The organism is Baekduia sp., from assembly GCF_035996765.1.
GTDB lineage: Bacteria > Actinomycetota > Thermoleophilia > Solirubrobacterales > Solirubrobacteraceae > Baekduia.
In genome coordinates, this window is sequence record NZ_DASYJG010000074.1 from 30,972 (window position 1) to 46,600 (window position 15,629).

Below are 15,629 nucleotides of genomic sequence, written 5' to 3' on the forward strand. Positions count from 1 at the left end.
ACTGCGCCGCGTGGCCCGTCCGTCCGCCCCGCATCCGCGGGGCGCACGCAGTCAAACGGGCGGTCCGCTCTCTCCGGCATGGGCTTCTTCAGCTACCTCACCGGCTTCGGTGGCCGCGACATGGCGGTCGACCTGGGCACCGCGAACACGCTCGTCTATGTGCGTGGCCGCGGCATTGTGCTCAGCGAACCCTCGGTCGTCGCGATCGACTCACGAACTGGCGAGGTCCACGCCGTGGGCATCGAGGCCAAGCGCATGCTCGGCCGCACGCCCGGCACGATCCAGGCGATCCGCCCGCTCAAGGACGGCGTCATCGCCGACTTTGACGTGACGGAAGAGATGCTCCGTCACTTCATCCAGAAGGTGCACCAGAACCGTTGGGCGCATCCCCGCGTCGTCGTCTGTGTTCCCAGCGGCGTGACCGGTGTCGAAAAGCGCGCGGTGGAAGAGGCTTGCCTCTCGGCCGGCGCCCGCCAGGCCTACCTGATCGAGGAGCCGATGGCCGCCGCGATCGGGGCCGGACTGCCGGTCGGCGAGCCCACGGGCTCGATGATCGTCGACATCGGCGGCGGCACCTCCGAGGTCGCCGTGATCTCGCTGGGCGGCATCGTCGTCTCGCAGTCCATCCGCGTGGGTGGCGACGAGCTCGACGAAGCGATCATCAATTACGCCAAGCGCGAGTACAAGCTGCTGATCGGCCAGCAGACGGCCGAAGAGGTCAAGCTGGAGATCGGCTCGGCCTATCCGATGGAGGAAGAGGTCCAGGCCGAGATCCGCGGCCGCGACATGGTCTCCGGCCTGCCGAAGACCGTCGTGTTGACCAGCGAGGAGATCCGCCAGGCGCTCGAAGAGCCGCTGTCGCAGATCATCGACGCGGTCAAGGAGACGCTGGACCGGACCCCTCCGGAGCTCGCATCCGACATCATGGATCGCGGCATCATGCTCGCGGGCGGCGGCTCGCTCTTGCAGGGGCTCGATGAGCGCCTGCGGGAGGAGACGCAGATGCCGTCCCATCTGGCCGAGTCACCGCTGACCTGCGTGGCGGTGGGCTCCGGCCGCTCGCTCGAGGAGTTCGAGGTCATTCACCGGACCAACAAGCATTCAAGGAACCGGCGCAGGCCGCGTTAGCGCCGCGCCCGGAGACCAAGCTTTGGAGTCGCGTACAACATGTACGACAAGACGGTTCGCCGACGACGCGCAGTTCTCGGGCTGCTCGTCGCCAGCTCCCTGATCCTCCTCACCGCCTATTTCCGCGAGCCCGCCGGGGGCGCGCTGCACAACGTGCAGCGCGGCATCCTCGAGGTCGTGTCTCCGATCCAGGAAGGGGCCAGCCGCGCGCTCAAGCCCGTGCGCGATCTCTTCGGGTGGGTGGGGGACACCGTCTCGGCCAAGGGCGACCTCAAGAACGCACGCACGGATCGTGACCGGTGGCGCACCCAGGCGATTCACAACCAGCGAGCCGCCGCTGAGAATGAGAAGCTCCGGGGGCTGCTGAGCCTCGACAAGACCCCGGTCGACCTCTCGCCCTACCAGCCGGTCACGGCGCGGGTGCTCGTCCGCTCGCCCACGCTCTGGTACGCACGGATCACGATCTCCAAGGGCACCTCGTCGGGCATCCGCGCCAACATGCCCGTGATCGCCTCCGACGGCAGCGGCCAGGACGACCGCGGGCTGATCGGCGTCGTCGACAGCGCCACCGGGGATGCGGCCGTCGTCCGGCTCATCACCGACTCCTCGGTGGCCGTGCCGGCCAAGACCGCCGACGAGGAGGCCACGGGCGTCGTCAAGCCCAGTCCCGGCAACCCGCGCGACCTGATCATGGAGTCGGTCGCCAAGACCGACACCGTGGCCGACAACGCCGTGATCGTCACGCAGGGGACGGTCTCCACCCGCACCGACCTCCCGTCGCTCTTCCCGCCCGACCTGCAGATCGGCCGCGTCACCCGCGTCGCCAACGCCGGGACCTCCGAGCAGACCCCGCACCTCCGGCTCTTCGTCGACACCCGCCACGTCGACTACGTCCAGGTCCTCACCAAGCGGGTGAACGACAACCGCTGATGCCCGCCGTCACGCCAAAGCTCCTGCTGCGCATCGTCCTCCTCGGGCTCGGCGTCGTCCTGCTCCAGGTCGCCGCGGTGTCGCAGATCGTGATCTTCGGCGCGAGCGCCGACCTCACGCCGCTCGTCGTCGCCGGCGTCGGCCTGCTCTGCGGCTCGATCACCGGTGCGATCTTCGGATTCTCGGTCGGCCTGTTCTTCGATGCGGCGCTGCTGCAGACGATGGGCCTCACGAGCTTCGTGTTCGTGCTCGTCGGCTACGGGGCCGGCCGCCTGCGCGAGCTGCGCGATCCCCAGGCGGTCGTGGTGCCGATGATCGTCGGCGCCCTGGCGACCGCGATCTCGACCTTCGGCTACGGCCTGATGAGCTTCATGCTCGGCAACGACACGCCGGTCAGCTTCTTGCTGCTACGCGTGATCCTGGCGACGATCATCCTCAACGCGATCATCTCGCTGCCGGTCTTCGCGCTCGTGCGCCGCTGGCTCGGGCCGGTCCTGCCGGAGGATCCGCGGCGCCGTCGCCGCCGTCGCGCCTACACCACGGGCGGTCTCTCGCCGCTGACGCGCGCCTGATGCCGCTCGATCCCGCCAACGACCGGCGCCCGCCGATCACGCCGCAGCTCGCGATTCGCGTCGCGGGCGCGGGCGTCGTCGCCTTCGTGCTGTTCGGGATCATCTTCTTTCGCCTCTGGTACCTGCAGGTCCTCGATGGCGACAAGTACCTCGCCCAGGCGCGGGAGAACCGCGTGCGGACCGAGCGCATCGCGGCGCCCCGCGGCCAGATCCTGGACGCCAACAAGGTGACGCTCGTCGACAACCGCAAGGCGACCGTCGTGGCGATCAACCCCGCGAGCATCCCGGCCACGACGCGCGAGGCGATCTCGGCCTACGGGCAGGCGGCCGGCCGCTGGGCGCTGCGCAAGAAGCAGTACGACAGGCGCCTGGCCAAGCTCAGCAAGAAGCAACGGGCCAAGGCCGCAAAGCTGCCGCCCGCGCCCGCGCGACCGAGGGCCGGTGGGGACCTGCTTATGCGCTACCGGCGCTTGGCGACCGTCCTGCAGATGTCGGCCAAGACGATCAACGACCGCGTGGTCGACGGCATCGTGCAGGTGCCCTACGCCAACGTGCGCATCCGCAGCGACGTGCCGGCGCCGCAGCGCAACTTCATCGAGGAGCGGCCCGACGCGTTCCCGGGGGTGACGGTCGACTCGGTCTACGAGCGCACCTATCCCAACCACGACATGGCGGCCCAGGTGCTCGGCACGATCGGCCAGATCAACGGCACCGAGCTGGCGTCCAAGAAGTTCAAGGGCGTCGTGGCGGGCACCGACGTCGGCCAGAGCGGGCTGGAGTACACCTACGACAACTTCCTGCGCGGCACCGACGGCCGCTACCGCATCGAGGTCAACGCCGCGGGCGAGCGCAGCCAGGCGGCCACCGCCGTGGCGCCGAAGGCCGGCGAGCAGCTCATGCTGACGCTCCGCAAGGACGTCCAGGATGCCGGCGAGGCGGCGCTCAGGCAGGCGGGCGGCGGCAAGCCGGGCGCCTTCGTCGCGCTCAACCCCGACACCGGCGCGGTCTACGCGATGGGCTCGAGCCCGAGCTACAACCCGCGCGACGCCGCCCCTGGCCGCTACTCGACGACCAAGGCCTACAAGGCCAAGTTCATCGACGCGAGCACGAGCTTCCCGCTGATCAACCGCGCGGACGAGAGCGCCTATCCGACCGGCTCGATCTTCAAGCCGATCACGTCGCTGGCCGCGCTCGACGCCGGGGTCATCAGCACGTCGACCGTCTTCACCGACACGGGCTGCTACCAGACCGGCGCGCGCAAGGACATCGACGTGGCGTGCAACACCAACAAGACGCCATACGGCCCGATCGCGATGGTCGACGCGCTGCGCGTCTCGTCCGACACGTACTACTACAACTTGGGCAAGAAGCTCTACGAGAAGGGCACGCTCAACCTGCAGAAGTGGGCCCACAAGCTCGGCGTCGCGCGCAAGTCGGGGATCGATCTGCCGGGCGAGCGCTCGGGCCTGATCCCGAGCCCGTCCGAGGTCCGGCGCATCAACGAGCTGCAGCAGGCCTGCGTCCGCAAGCACCCGAAGGGCAACTGCCAGATCGGCAGCGGCAACGCGCTCTGGAACCCGGGCGACAACGAGAACTTCGCCGTCGGCCAGGGCGGCCTGGAGGCCACGCCGCTGCAGATGGCCGTCGCCTACTCGACGATCGTCAACGGCGGCCGCGTCCCCACGCCGCACCTCGGCGCGCAGGTCGAGGACAGCCGTGGGATCGTCACCAAGATCGACAAGCCCTCCCGGCGCGGCATCCGGATCGATCCGGCCTGGCGCACCACGATCATGAACGGCCTGCACGCGGCCGCCAACGAGAACGGCGGCACCTCGAAGGCGGTCTGGGACCAGGGCTGGCCGCGGACCAAGTACCCCATCTTCGGCAAGACCGGCACGGCCGAACGCAACGGCCAGGCCGACCAGTCCTGGTACGTGGGCTACTCCTATGACGGGTCGCCGACCAACCGGCCGATCCTCGTCGTCTGCACGATCGAGGGCGGCGGGTTCGGCGCCGAAGCCGCCGCGCCCGCGGTGCGCCTGATCATGTCCAAGTGGTTCGGCGTCACGTCCAAGCTGGTGCGCGGAAGCTCGAACGACCGATGAGCGCTGCCTCGACACCGCTGCGCGACATCGACGACGCGCCGCCGCGCGATCGCGCCCGCCCGCAGGGCATGGCGCTGCCGTTTGACCTGGTGCTGATCCTCGGCGTCATCGGCCTCGCCGCCTGCTCGCTGGTGGCGATCCGCTCGTCGACCGCCGACGACATCACCGGGGACCCGACGTACTACTTCAAGCGCCAGGCGATCTTCTTCGCCGTCGGCGGCGTGCTCTCGCTCGCGCTCATCAAGTTCGACTACTCCCGGCTGCGCGTCGCCCGCTGGTGGATCTACGGCTTCCTGATGGCCTCGATCTTCGCGGTCAAGCTCATCGGGTCGGTCGCCAAGGGCGCGCAGCGCTCGATCGCGCTCGGTCCTTTCCAGTTCCAGGCCTCCGAGCTCGGCAAGGTCCTGATCGTGGTCGTGCTGGCGGGCTTTGCCGCCGACCGCGGCCGGCGCCTGCAGGAGCGCGACACCACCGCCCGGATCATGCTGCTCGCGCTGATCCCGGCCGCCTTCGTGATGGTCCAGCCCGACCTCGGCTCCAGCCTGGTCTACGGCGCGATCGCGCTGGCCATCCTCTACTTCGCCGGTACCCCGGCACGGCACTTCCTGGCGCTCATCGCGCTTGGCGCGGTGGCGATCAGCATCGTGCTGGTCGCCGCACCCGCCGCGGGAGTCTCGGTGCTGCACGGGTACCAGGAGGATCGACTGACGTCGTTCCTTCACCCGTCTGCCGATACGAATCGGGCGGGCTACCAGCAGAACCAATCCATCATCGCCTTCGGCTCCGGTCAGAAGACCGGGCGCGGCGAACGGGCGACCCAGACGAAACTGAACTTCCTGCCCGAGCACCACACCGACTTCATCAGCGCCGTTGTCGGTGAACGCTGGGGCTTCGTCGGCGCCGCCCTGGTCTTATCCCTCTACGCGCTGTTGATCTGGCGCGGGCTGCGGATCTTGACCATGGCGAAGGACCTGTTCGGCGCGCTGGTCGCCGGCGGCATCGTCGCGATGCTGCTCTTCCAGGTCTTCGTGAACGTTGGCATGGCCCTCGGGATCATGCCCATCACCGGAATCCCGCTGCCGCTTATGAGTTACGGCGGCTCTTCGGTGGTGTCCACCCTCTTGGCCATCGGCCTTCTCCAGGCGATCTACGTCCAAGGACGTGCGTCGGCTGCGACGAAGGGCCGCATCATGGGCCACTGAATTGGTAAGGACCTACTTATCGTGAGAAAGCAAGTGCTCGTCAGCGTGGACCGCGGGGAAACCCGCGTGGCGTTGATGGAAGCCACCGGAGCTCCGGCCGCCGCGAGTCCGCGACGGAACCGAAGCCGTGGGGGCAACGCCGCCGCGAGCGGCAACGCCTCTGCCACCAAGGCCGCTCCCAGGACAAAGGCCGCCAACGACGGCTGGCGCGTCGCCGAGCTCTACCTCGAGCGCCGCGGCAACCGCTCCATCGTCGGCAACATCTACAAGGGCAAGGTCGACAACGTCCTGCCCGGGCTGGAGGCCGCGTTCGTCGACATCGGCCTCGACAAGAACGGCTTTCTGCACGTCGACGAGATCGTCATCCCCGGCGTGGAGGTCGCGCGCCGCGGGCGCGCCGGCTCCAAGGGCAAGTCGATCGGTGAGCTTTTGAAGCCCGGTCAGGAGGTCGTCGTCCAGGTCGTCAAGGACCCCTTGAAGACCAAGGGCGCGCGCCTGTCGATGGACCTGACGATCGCCGGTCGCTACATGGTCTACACCCCGACCGGCGAGGGCGTCGGCGTCTCCAAGCGCCTCGACGACAAGGAGCGCGACCGCCTGCGCCGCGAGGCCAAGGGCCTGGACCTCAAGGGCGGCGGCGCGATCGTCCGCACCGCGGCTCACGGCGCCACGCGCCAGGACTTCGAGCGCGAGCTGCAGTACCTCTTCAAGCTCCACGAGGTCCTCGACAAGCGCGTCGCCGACACCATCGCGCCCGAGATGGTCTTCCAAGAGGCCGACCTGTCGGTGCGCGTCGTGCGCGACATCTTCAGCGCGGACTTCGAGAAGGCGATCGTCGACGACGAGCAGCAGTTCCACCGGCTCGTCTCGTTCTTCAGCCGCACGGCGCCCGAGCTGGTCGACCGCGTCGAGCTCTGGCAGGAGTCCAAGCCGCTCTTTGAGTCCTGGGACGTCGAGAAGGTCATCGACGGCCTGATGTCCAAGCGCGTCGACCTCCCCAGCGGCGGCTACCTGTTGATCGAGTACGCCGAGGCGCTGACGGTCATCGACGTCAACTCCGGGTCGTTCGTCGGGCGCGGCAAGCAGGCGCGCCTGGAGGACACGATCACGCGCACCAACCTGGAGGCCGCCGACGAGGTCGTCCAGCAGCTGCGGCTGCGCGACATCGGCGGGATCATCGTCATCGACTTCATCGACATGGCGCGGGCCAAGAACCGCGAGGCCGTGCTGAAGACGCTGCGCAAGGCGCTCGACGAGGACCGGACCAAGACGTTCACCGCCGAGATCTCCAAGCTCGGCCTCGTCGAGATGACGCGCCAGAACGTGACCGAGGGCGTCCGGGAGATCATGTCCAGGCCGTGCCCGACCTGTCACGGCGAGGGCGTCATCAAGTCCGAGGAGACGATCGCGATCGAGTTCGAGCGCCAGCTGCGCGAGATCGCGGCGCGCGCCAAGCGCGGGACCGAGGCGTTCCTGGTCCAGGTCAACCCGCGCGTGAGCGCGAAGTTCACCGGGGAGGGCGCCCGCGTGCTGCACGCGCTGGAGGCCGAGACCGGCAAGATCTTCCACTTCGAGGGCTCTGAGGGCCTGCCGCTGGACCACTTCGCGATCACCCAGGAAGGGGCCTCGCAGGACATCGAGGAGCGCGCGATCCCCTTCAAGGAGGGCGACGAGGTCCTGGTCAACATCATCGAGCCGCACATGTACGAGGTCGACGACGCGGTCGCCAAGATCGACGGCTACATCATCTCCGTGGTCAACGGCGGGCGGTTCGTCGGAACCAAGAAGCTCGTGCGCATCGAGGAGGCCGGGCGAACTGCCGCGGTGGCCACCCTGATCGACAACGGCGAGGAAGAAGGCGGGGAGGACGGTGAGTCGCTAGAATCCAAGCCCAGGCGCCGCGGCCGCAGAGGTGGACGGCGCCGTTCGGCTGTCAAGGCCGAGGCGACTTCGGAGTAACGAGAGACCATGTACGCAATCGTGAAGACCGGCGGCAAGCAGTACCGCGTCGAAGAGGGCCAGACCCTCCTCGTCGAGCGGCTGCCTGGCGACGCCGGCGCCAAGCTCGACCTCGAGCCCCTCCTGTTCGCGGGGGAGGACACCCTGTTCGGCGACAAGCTGGGCAAGGTCTCCGTGGCCGCCGAGGTGGTCGAGCACCTGCGTGGCCCCAAGCTGCGCGTCAACAAGTTCAAGCCCAAGCGGGGCTACCGTCGCAAGATGGGCCACCGCCAGGAGCTCACGCGCATCCGCGTGACCAAGATCTCGAAGGGGAGCTGAGCGACTTATGGCACATAAGAAGGGCCTCGGCTCCTCCAAGAACGGCCGCGACTCCAACGCCCAGTTCCTCGGCGTCAAGAGGTTCGCCGGCGAGGTCGTCACCGGCGGCGAGATCATCGTGCGCCAGCGCGGCTCGCGCTTCAAGGCGGGCGCGGGCGTCGGCATGGGCAAGGACGACACGCTGTTCGTCAAGGCGCCCGGCACGCTCGAGTTCAAGACCGGCCGCCGCGGGCGCGTCGTGTCGGTGCTGCCGCACGAGGACGCCGCGGCCTAGCGGCTACCCTTTCCTTAGAGACTGATCGGCTGCGGCCGGCGCGTATGCGCCGGCCGTTGTCGTTCTTGGGACGCGGGCGCGCAGGCGGTGATTGCGTGTGCAACAGTGTGGGGTGTGAGCTCCGCCGATGCCGCCCGCCACAAAACGCTGATCCTGACCCTCTGCTGCCTGGCGCAGTTCATGGTCATCCTCGATGTCGCGATCGTCAACGTCGCGCTGCCGTCGATCCGCAGCGACCTCGGCTTCTCGGCCACGGGACTGCAGTGGGTGGTCAACGCCTACACCTTGACGTTCGCGGGCTTCCTGCTTCTCGGCGGGCGTGCAGCGGACCTGATCGGCCAGCGTGAGGTCTTCGCCGGTGGGTTGCTGCTGTTCGCGTTGGCCTCGCTCTTCGGCGGGATCGCGCAGACCGACGGGCAGCTGATCGCGGCGCGGGCGGTCCAGGGTCTCGGTGGCGCGGTTGTCGCGCCGGCGACGTTGTCGATCCTCACGACGACCTTCACCGAGGGTGGTGAGCGCAACCGGGCGCTTGGGCTCTGGGGCGCGATGGGCGGGGTCGGTGGCGCGACCGGCGCGCTGCTGGGCGGGATCCTGACCCAGACGCTGTCGTGGCGCTGGATCCTGCTGATCAACGTGCCGATCGGGATCGTCGCGGCGATCGCCGGACTGCGCGTCGTCACCCGTGCCCGGCGCGATGTCGGCGCGGCGCGTTCGTTTGACCTGTCGGGCGCGCTGACGGTGACCGCGGGCCTGGTGGTGCTGACCTACGGGATCGTCGAGACCGACGCGCACGGCTGGGGCTCGACGCGCACGCTGGTGACGATCGCGCTCGGGCTGGCGCTGCTGGCGACCTTCACGTTGATCGAGGGCCGCTTGGCGACCGCGCCGCTCGTGCCGCTGCGGATCTTCCGCAACCGCCCGGTGACGGCGGCCAACCTGGTGGTCTTCTGCATCGGTGCCTCGGCGTTTGCCATGTGGTACTTCATGTCGCTCTACCTGCAGCAGGTCAAGGGCTTTGACCCGATCGAGGCCGGCGTGGCGTTCCTGCCGATGACCTTTGCGCTGATCGCCACCTCGCAGGTGGCCAGCAGGCTCACCGGTCGCCTGGGGGCCGGCGTCGTGTTGACGATCGGCATGGTGCTGCTGGCGCTCGGGATGCTCGGGCTGAGTCGCGTCTCGGCCGACGGCAGCTATGCGGTGCAGGTCCTTGGGCCGTCGATCGTGACGGCTGCGGGCCTCGGCTGCGCGTTCGTGTCGGTGACGATCGCGGCGACGACCGGGGTGCGCGGGCCCGAGGCCGGGCTGGCGTCCGGGCTGGTCAACACCTTCCGCCAAGTTGGTGGCTCGATCGGCCTGGCGCTGCTGGCGACGATCGCCACGCAGCACACCGCCGACGTCGCGGGCACCGTCTCGCACGAGGTGGCGCTGACCGAGGGTTTCCAGCGGGCCTTCCTCGTGGGCGCGGGCTTCGCGGCGATCGGCGCCGTGATCAGCGCGACGACGCTGGCGCGCGCCGGGGCGCGGGCGGCTGCGGAGGCGCGGTCGCGGGCGGAGAGCGCGGGGGCGTAGGGCGGCGTTGCGCGGGCGCTGCTGGCGCGCAGTTCGCGGCGCTGGTCGTGCTGCGCGGCGGGGTCTGTCGGCACCGAGGAGAGCGAGCGGGATAGGCGCTTCGCGGTCGGGTCGGTCGTCCGCTGGCGCCTCGGGCAGGCAATTCGGGCCCGAATCTCGCTCAACGACATCGAACCCGCGTATATCGCGGGTTTGGTGTCGTTCAGTTTGGTCGATCGCGTACAACCCGCGATATACGCGGGTTCCGCGCGATCGGCACCGCACCACCGGTGGCCGGGGGCGTCTGCGTGGAGGTGGGCCTGTTGAGCGCGAGCCCATCGCGGCAAACGGGCCCAGCCCTTCCCGGGCGCGAGCGGACGACGAGCCAACGCCACGCGCCACCGGCCCCGCTCGCTCTCTTCGGTGACGACACACCACGCCGTGCAGCACGACCAGCGCCGCGAACTGCCTGCCATCGACGCCCGCACCCCCAGCCGGAGTGGACGCCCGCGCGCTATGACACGTATCATTTGACGCATGTCCGACCGCCTGGAGGACGTGGTCAACATCGGTCCCGCGCTGGCGCATGATCTGCGCGCCGTCGGCGTGCCCGATGTCGAGGCGTTGCGCGATGTCGGCGCCCAGGAAGCGTGGCTGCGGATGAACGCCGTGGGGTCGCAGGACTGCCTGTGCTCGCTACTCGCGCTGGAGGGTGCGGTGCGGGGCGTGCGGTGGATGCAGCTCTCGCCCGATGACCGCGATGCGGTGGCGGGCGCTGCCCGCGCGGCGTTGGCCGCAGCCGGCCAGCCCGCCGCGCACTGACGCTGCCACCCGGCCGGCCGCCAGCGCCGCGTCCGGCTACCTTCTCAGGCACACATGCTGTACGACAAGGCGCGCATCTTCGTCCAGGCGGGCGGTGGCGGGAACGGTTGCATGAGCTTCCGCCGGGAGGCGCACGTGCCCAAGGGCGGGCCCGATGGCGGAGACGGTGGACACGGCGGCGCCGTCGTCCTGCTCTGCGACGACTCGTTCCGCGACCTGCAGTCCTTCAAGCGCCGGGCCCACTACAAGGCCGGGCGCGGCCGCCACGGCGAGGGCAACCAGCGCCATGGCGCCGACGGTGAGGATCTGATCGTCCGCGTGCCGCCGGGCACGCAGGTCATCGACGAGACAGGCACGATCCTGCACGATCTCGTCGTGCCCGGCACGCGCATCACCATCGCCGCGGGCGGCTCGGGCGGCCGCGGCAACAAGAAGTTCGCCGGCGCCACGCACCAGTCGCCGACCTTCGCCGAACGCGGCCTGGACGGCGCGGAGAGCTGGCTCGACCTGCAGCTCAAGCTGCTGGCCGACGTCGGCCTCGTCGGCCTTCCCAACGCGGGCAAGTCCTCCATGTTGGGCCGGATGACGCGCGCGGCGCCGAAGGTCGCCAATTACCCCTTCACGACGCTCGAGCCGATCCTCGGCACGCTCGACGGCGACGAGCGCCAACTCGTGCTGGCCGACATCCCGGGCCTCATCGAAGGCGCCTCCGACGGCGCCGGCCTCGGCCACGAGTTCCTCGCCCACGTCGAGCGCACGCGGCTCCTCGTCCATGTCCTCGACCTCGCGCCGCTGGACGGCAGCGACCCGGAGGAGAACTACGCCACGATTGAGCGTGAGCTCGCCGAGTACGACGGGCGGCTCGCGACGCTGCCGCGGATCCTCGCCCTGAGCAAGGCCGACCTCGTCTCTCCTGAAGAGGCCGAGGTCACCGCGCAGGTCTGGCGCGAGCGCTTCGCCGCCGAGCTGCCCGAGCTGGAGGAGTGGGAGGAGCCGGTCGAGGCGACGCCGGTGCTGATCACCTCCTCGGCCACGGGCCTGGGCCTCGAGGAGCTCAAGGCCGAGCTGTTCCGTCGCGTGCCGGTCCTGGTCGACGCGCCGCTGCCGCCTGGCCTCGACGCGGGTGAGAGCTTGGAGGAGCACCGCGTCTTCCGGCCGGCCGCGGGCCGGCGCAGCAAGGACTTCGAGGTCGAGCAGGTCGAGGACGGTCTGTGGCGCGTGGCCGGCGAGGGCGTCGACCGTCTCATCGCACGCCACGACATGGAGAACATGGACGCGCTCGCGCACGTCGAGCGCCGCCTGCACCGCATGGGCGTCATCCGCGCGCTGGAGGCCGAAGGCTTCGCTCCAGGCGACGATGTCGAGATCGGCGGCGTCGTGTTTGAGCTCGATCCGTCATGACGGTGGCGCCGATGTCGAGTCGAAATCGGCGGCATCGTGTTTGAACTCCACCCGTCGTAGTCTTCGGCGCCGCATGGCCCGCCACGTCATCAAGCTCGGCTCCGGCATCACCGCCGGTGACGACGGCACGCTCCGCACCGAGGTGCTCGCCGCGATCTGCGACGAGGTCGCCACGCGACGGCGCGCCGGCGACGACGTCGTCATCGTCAGCAGCGGCGCGATCGTGCGCGGGCTGGACACGATGGGCATCGTCGGCCGGCCGAGCGCGATCGAGGACCTGCAGGCCGCCAGCGCGGTGGGGCAGGGGCGGCTGTTTCGCTTCTACGACGAGCTCCTCGCCGCTCGCGGCGTCACCGCGGCGCAGGTGCTGCTGACGTTCTATGACCTCAGCCACCGCACGCACTACCTCAACGCGCGCCAGACGCTGCGGCGGCTGCTGGACTGGGGCGTCGTCCCGATCATCAACGAGAACGACACGACGGCGACCGACGAGATCTCCTTTGGCGACAACGACTTCCTCGCGGCGCAGGTCGCGATCCTCGTCGAGGCCGACCGCTTGCTGCTGCTGACCGGTGTCGACGGCGTCTACACCGCGGACCCCCGCAGCGATCCGCAGGCCGCGATCGTCCGCGAGATCACCGACTTCGCGACGCTGGAGTCCCAAGCCGCGATCGGCGACTCGACCTCGGCGCTCGGCTCCGGCGGCATGCGCTCCAAGGTCGTGGCCGCCGAGATGGCGACGGCGGCCGGCATCCCCGCCGCGATCGTCAACGGGCTGCGCCACGAGGCGCTCGGCGCCGTGCTGGCCGGCGCGACCGACGAGGGCACCCACTTCCCCGCACGCGCGCTGGGCATCTCCTCCTTCAAGCTCTGGCTGCGCTACGCCAAGCCCGCCGCCGGCACGGTCGTCGTCGACGACGGCGCGGCTCGAGCGCTGCGTGAGGGCGGCACCTCGCTGCTGCCCGTCGGTGTCGCCGACGTCCACGGCGAGTTCGCCGCCGGCGACGCCGTCGAGATCCACGCCGACGGCGGAACGCTGCTGGGCAAGGGCATCGTCACGCTCTCGGCGAGTGAGTTGCGCCGCGTGCAGGGTCTCCAGTCCGCGCAGGTCCGCGAGGTCCTCCCGCGCGCGGCCGCCGAGGCCGTGCACCGCGACTACTTCGTGCTGGCATAGCGCGCCGCGACGACCTCCGGCTGCTCGGTGACCTTGCCGGCCTGCAGATCCCAGGCCAGCCGGATGAACTGGGCGTGCGTCCAGGCCAGCGGCGTCGCCGAGAAGGTCGGCGTCCCCGGCGCGAAGCCCGGCTGCCCAGCCGGCGGGTTCTGATCCCAGACCTGCTCGGGCAGCATGTCGCCCGGGCCCGCCGCGTTGGCCAGCGTCTGCAGCTGCGTGCCCGCGCCCGCCAGATCGCCGGCGGCGATCAGCGTCTCGCCGCGCTCGCCGTTGAGCAGCGGCCACGCGCGGCCGATCGTCGTGCGCGAGTCCGGCTCCTGGCCGAAGTCCCAGCCGGAGCCGTCGCGGAACTCGCCGTAGCCGTCAAACGCGGCGCGGTGCCAGAAGAAGCCGCGGTCGGTCTGGACGCCGAGCTGCTCGTCGACCACCTTCATGGAGTTGGTGATCGTCGGGTCGTCGGCCGGTAGAACGCCGAGGCGCACGAGGTCGAGGAAGCTCGGGTCGACGACCGTGCGCTGGTCGGCGGCTGACGGGCCGCCGTCGCCGGTGCTGTAGGGCGTGCCCGCGTTCGGGTTGCCGTCCTTGGTCAGGCGCAGGAAGTAGGGGTCGTTGGAGTACGGGCCGTTGGTGGTCACCGTCCAGTCCTTGACCTTGGCCTGCCAGGCGTCGGCGGTGGCGAGGTACTGATCGGCTGACGTGGTGTCGCCGTTGGCCTTGGCGATCTCCGCGGCGCAGACCAGGCCCGCGATCTCGCTGGCGATCGTCGCCGGCGAGTAGCCGTCCTGGTTCTCCCAGCGCTCCATCGGCGACCACGGCGCGGTGTTCCCGGTCTCCGGATCCTTGTAGGACACCAAGAAGTCGGCGGCGCGCTTGACGTGCGACCACGTGCCAGCGTCGGTGCGCCCGAGCTGGTGGGCGAGGATCAGCGGGAACGCGACCTCGTCCATCTGCAGGCCGGTCCACACCGGCGTCCCGTCGGGCTTGGAGTTCTGCGGGAACGACCCGTCGGGCTTCTGCTGGACGTCGAAGAGCCAGTCCAGCGCGCGGTTGGCCCCGGCCTCGTCGCCCTCGGCGATCAGCGCCGTGGCGATCTGGTAGAGGTCGCGCGACCAGACGAGGTGGTAGGGCCCCGAGGGCGCCTCCTTGCCCCAGCGCCACGGCATCGTGGGGGAGGCGACATAGGCGCCGCGGTGGGTTTTGTCCTCGCTGGCCGCCAGGACCATGGCCGAGACGTTGTAGAGGCGGCGCTGGTCGGCGCCCTGCAGCGAGGCCGGGGGGCGCTTGAGGCCGTCGAGGTAGTCCTGCCAGCCGCGCGCGTAGGAGAAGAGCGTGGCGCCGAACGGCCGGGAGAGCGACGCGCGGGCGCTGCCGAGCGCGGCGCCCGGGTCGGCGCCGAAGCCGAGCGCGAGGGACGCGTGGCCGCGGCGGTCGAGGCTCAGCTGCGCGGTCTGCACGACGCTCCCTGGCCCGGCGGACGAGTACTGCCAGTCGAGGCGCCCGTCGGCCAGATCGGTGTCGCCGTCGCTCGTGCCGCGGTAGCCGTTGGCGGTCGCGGCGAACGCAGGCCGGCCGATCAGCGCGCTGGCGCTCGTGCCGTCGCTCGCGGCGAGGACGGTGCCACGCTGCTGGGTCGAGGCTGAGTCGTCGGTGCGCGTGTCGGCCAGGGTCGGCTCGTAGATCGCGTTGACCGCGTAGCGGCCGCGCCCGTGTGCGGCGAAGCGCACGTCGGCCAGGACGGTCGCGCGCTGCGGGTCGGTGGTGAAGGTGGTGGTCAGGCGCCAGCGGCCCTGGGGGTCGGTGGCCGTCTGGGCGTAGGTGAGGCTCTTGGGATCGAGCAGGCGGGTCGTGACCTCACCGGCGCTCGCCGTGCCGCCGGCGCGGTCGCTGACGACGAAGCGCAGGGCGCGGGCGCTCGGCGTGGCGAGGTCGGGATAGAAGATCTCGCCGAGGCCGCCCTCCTTCTGGATGGTCGCCCAGAGCTTGCTGTCGGGGGTCGTCGAGGTAAGGACGCCGGATTTGTCGGAGGCGAGGAAGCCAGGATCGGTCCCCGGCCCTCCGGGCGCCGGACCGGTGATGGGTCGCGGCGGATGCGGATGCTGGTGCGCCGCGGCGGGCGCGGCCGTGAGCAGGACCCCTGCGATCCCTGCGGCGAGCAGGCGAGCGAACGACGGCATGTGACCCTCCCATTGCGTGGCG

General features: G+C 70.2%; 13 protein-coding genes. 12 read left to right on the forward strand and 1 reads right to left on the reverse strand.

From position 1 onward, the window contains the following. Positions 1–78: 78 nt before the first annotated feature. The 12 genes from VGO10_RS16275 to proB all read left to right on the forward strand — a co-directional run bounded on the left by VGO10_RS16275 (position 79) and on the right by proB (position 13,433). Positions 79–1,128, forward strand: coding sequence for a rod shape-determining protein (locus VGO10_RS16275; RefSeq protein ID WP_327470243.1), 1,050 nt, complete (start codon positions 79–81; stop codon positions 1,126–1,128). Positions 1,129–1,167: 39 nt separating this feature from the next. Then, complete coding sequence (gene mreC / locus VGO10_RS16280) at positions 1,168–2,058, forward strand: rod shape-determining protein MreC (RefSeq protein ID WP_327470245.1); 891 nt, start codon at positions 1,168–1,170, stop codon at positions 2,056–2,058. Continuing rightward, positions 2,058–2,630 (forward strand): rod shape-determining protein MreD, encoded by a 573-nt coding sequence (gene mreD, locus VGO10_RS16285; RefSeq protein WP_327470247.1) that lies wholly within the window; start codon positions 2,058–2,060, stop codon positions 2,628–2,630. The genes mreC and mreD overlap by 1 nt, the downstream gene beginning before the upstream one ends. After that, a complete protein-coding gene (locus tag VGO10_RS16290) occupies positions 2,630–4,735 on the forward strand; it encodes a penicillin-binding transpeptidase domain-containing protein (RefSeq protein WP_327470249.1) in 2,106 nt (701 codons plus the stop codon). The genes mreD and VGO10_RS16290 overlap by 1 nt, the downstream gene beginning before the upstream one ends. Further along, on the forward strand, positions 4,732–5,937 hold the full coding sequence (rodA, locus tag VGO10_RS16295) for a rod shape-determining protein RodA (RefSeq protein WP_327470251.1): 1,206 nt from the start codon (positions 4,732–4,734) through the stop codon (positions 5,935–5,937). The genes VGO10_RS16290 and rodA overlap by 4 nt, the downstream gene beginning before the upstream one ends. Before the next feature lie 21 nt (positions 5,938–5,958). After that, on the forward strand, positions 5,959–7,896 hold the full coding sequence (locus VGO10_RS16300) for an Rne/Rng family ribonuclease (protein ID WP_327470253.1): 1,938 nt from the start codon (positions 5,959–5,961) through the stop codon (positions 7,894–7,896). Between the two features lie 9 nt (positions 7,897–7,905). Then, positions 7,906–8,214: a 50S ribosomal protein L21 gene (gene rplU, locus VGO10_RS16305; protein WP_327470255.1), complete on the forward strand. Its 309-nt coding sequence runs from the start codon at positions 7,906–7,908 to the stop codon at positions 8,212–8,214. Positions 8,215–8,221: 7 nt separating this feature from the next. Further along, positions 8,222–8,488, forward strand: a complete 267-nt coding sequence (gene rpmA, locus VGO10_RS16310; RefSeq protein ID WP_327470257.1) for a 50S ribosomal protein L27 — start codon at positions 8,222–8,224, stop codon at positions 8,486–8,488. Positions 8,489–8,602: 114 nt separating this feature from the next. Next, positions 8,603–10,057, forward strand: coding sequence for an MFS transporter (locus VGO10_RS16315; RefSeq protein WP_327470259.1), 1,455 nt, complete (start codon positions 8,603–8,605; stop codon positions 10,055–10,057). 516 nt (positions 10,058–10,573) lie between these two features. Then, entirely contained in the window at positions 10,574–10,858 is a 285-nt protein-coding gene (locus VGO10_RS16320; RefSeq protein ID WP_327470261.1) for a TfoX/Sxy family DNA transformation protein, read from the forward strand. Between the two features lie 54 nt (positions 10,859–10,912). Beyond that, entirely contained in the window at positions 10,913–12,259 is a 1,347-nt protein-coding gene (gene obgE, locus VGO10_RS16325) for a GTPase ObgE (protein WP_327470263.1), read from the forward strand. A 73-nt stretch (positions 12,260–12,332) separates the two neighbouring features. Beyond that, positions 12,333–13,433 (forward strand): glutamate 5-kinase, encoded by a 1,101-nt coding sequence (gene proB / locus VGO10_RS16330; protein ID WP_327470265.1) that lies wholly within the window; start codon positions 12,333–12,335, stop codon positions 13,431–13,433. Here proB and VGO10_RS16335 read toward each other — a convergent pair. Next, complete coding sequence (locus tag VGO10_RS16335; RefSeq protein WP_327470267.1) at positions 13,415–15,607, reverse strand: glycoside hydrolase family 15 protein; 2,193 nt, start codon at positions 15,605–15,607, stop codon at positions 13,415–13,417. The two genes, proB and VGO10_RS16335, sit on opposite strands and share 19 nt — an antisense overlap. Between the last annotated feature and the right edge of the window lie 22 nt (positions 15,608–15,629).

Bases quoted from the DNA above. Each gene is read 5' to 3' on its own strand.
- VGO10_RS16275 (WP_327470243.1), top strand. From the start codon at position 79: ATGGGCTTCTTCAGCTACCTCACCGGCTTCGGTGGCCGCGACATGGCG.
- mreC (WP_327470245.1), top strand. From the start codon at position 1,168: ATGTACGACAAGACGGTTCGCCGACGACGCGCAGTTCTCGGGCTGCTC.
- mreD (WP_327470247.1), top strand. From the start codon at position 2,058: ATGCCCGCCGTCACGCCAAAGCTCCTGCTGCGCATCGTCCTCCTCGGG.
- VGO10_RS16290 (WP_327470249.1), top strand. From the start codon at position 2,630: ATGCCGCTCGATCCCGCCAACGACCGGCGCCCGCCGATCACGCCGCAG.
- rodA (WP_327470251.1), top strand. From the start codon at position 4,732: ATGAGCGCTGCCTCGACACCGCTGCGCGACATCGACGACGCGCCGCCG.
- rplU (WP_327470255.1), top strand. From the start codon at position 7,906: ATGTACGCAATCGTGAAGACCGGCGGCAAGCAGTACCGCGTCGAAGAG.
- rpmA (WP_327470257.1), top strand. From the start codon at position 8,222: ATGGCACATAAGAAGGGCCTCGGCTCCTCCAAGAACGGCCGCGACTCC.
- VGO10_RS16320 (WP_327470261.1), top strand. From the start codon at position 10,574: ATGTCCGACCGCCTGGAGGACGTGGTCAACATCGGTCCCGCGCTGGCG.
- obgE (WP_327470263.1), top strand. From the start codon at position 10,913: ATGCTGTACGACAAGGCGCGCATCTTCGTCCAGGCGGGCGGTGGCGGG.
- proB (WP_327470265.1), top strand. From the start codon at position 12,333: ATGGCCCGCCACGTCATCAAGCTCGGCTCCGGCATCACCGCCGGTGAC.
- VGO10_RS16335 (WP_327470267.1), bottom strand. From the start codon at position 15,607: ATGCCGTCGTTCGCTCGCCTGCTCGCCGCAGGGATCGCAGGGGTCCTG.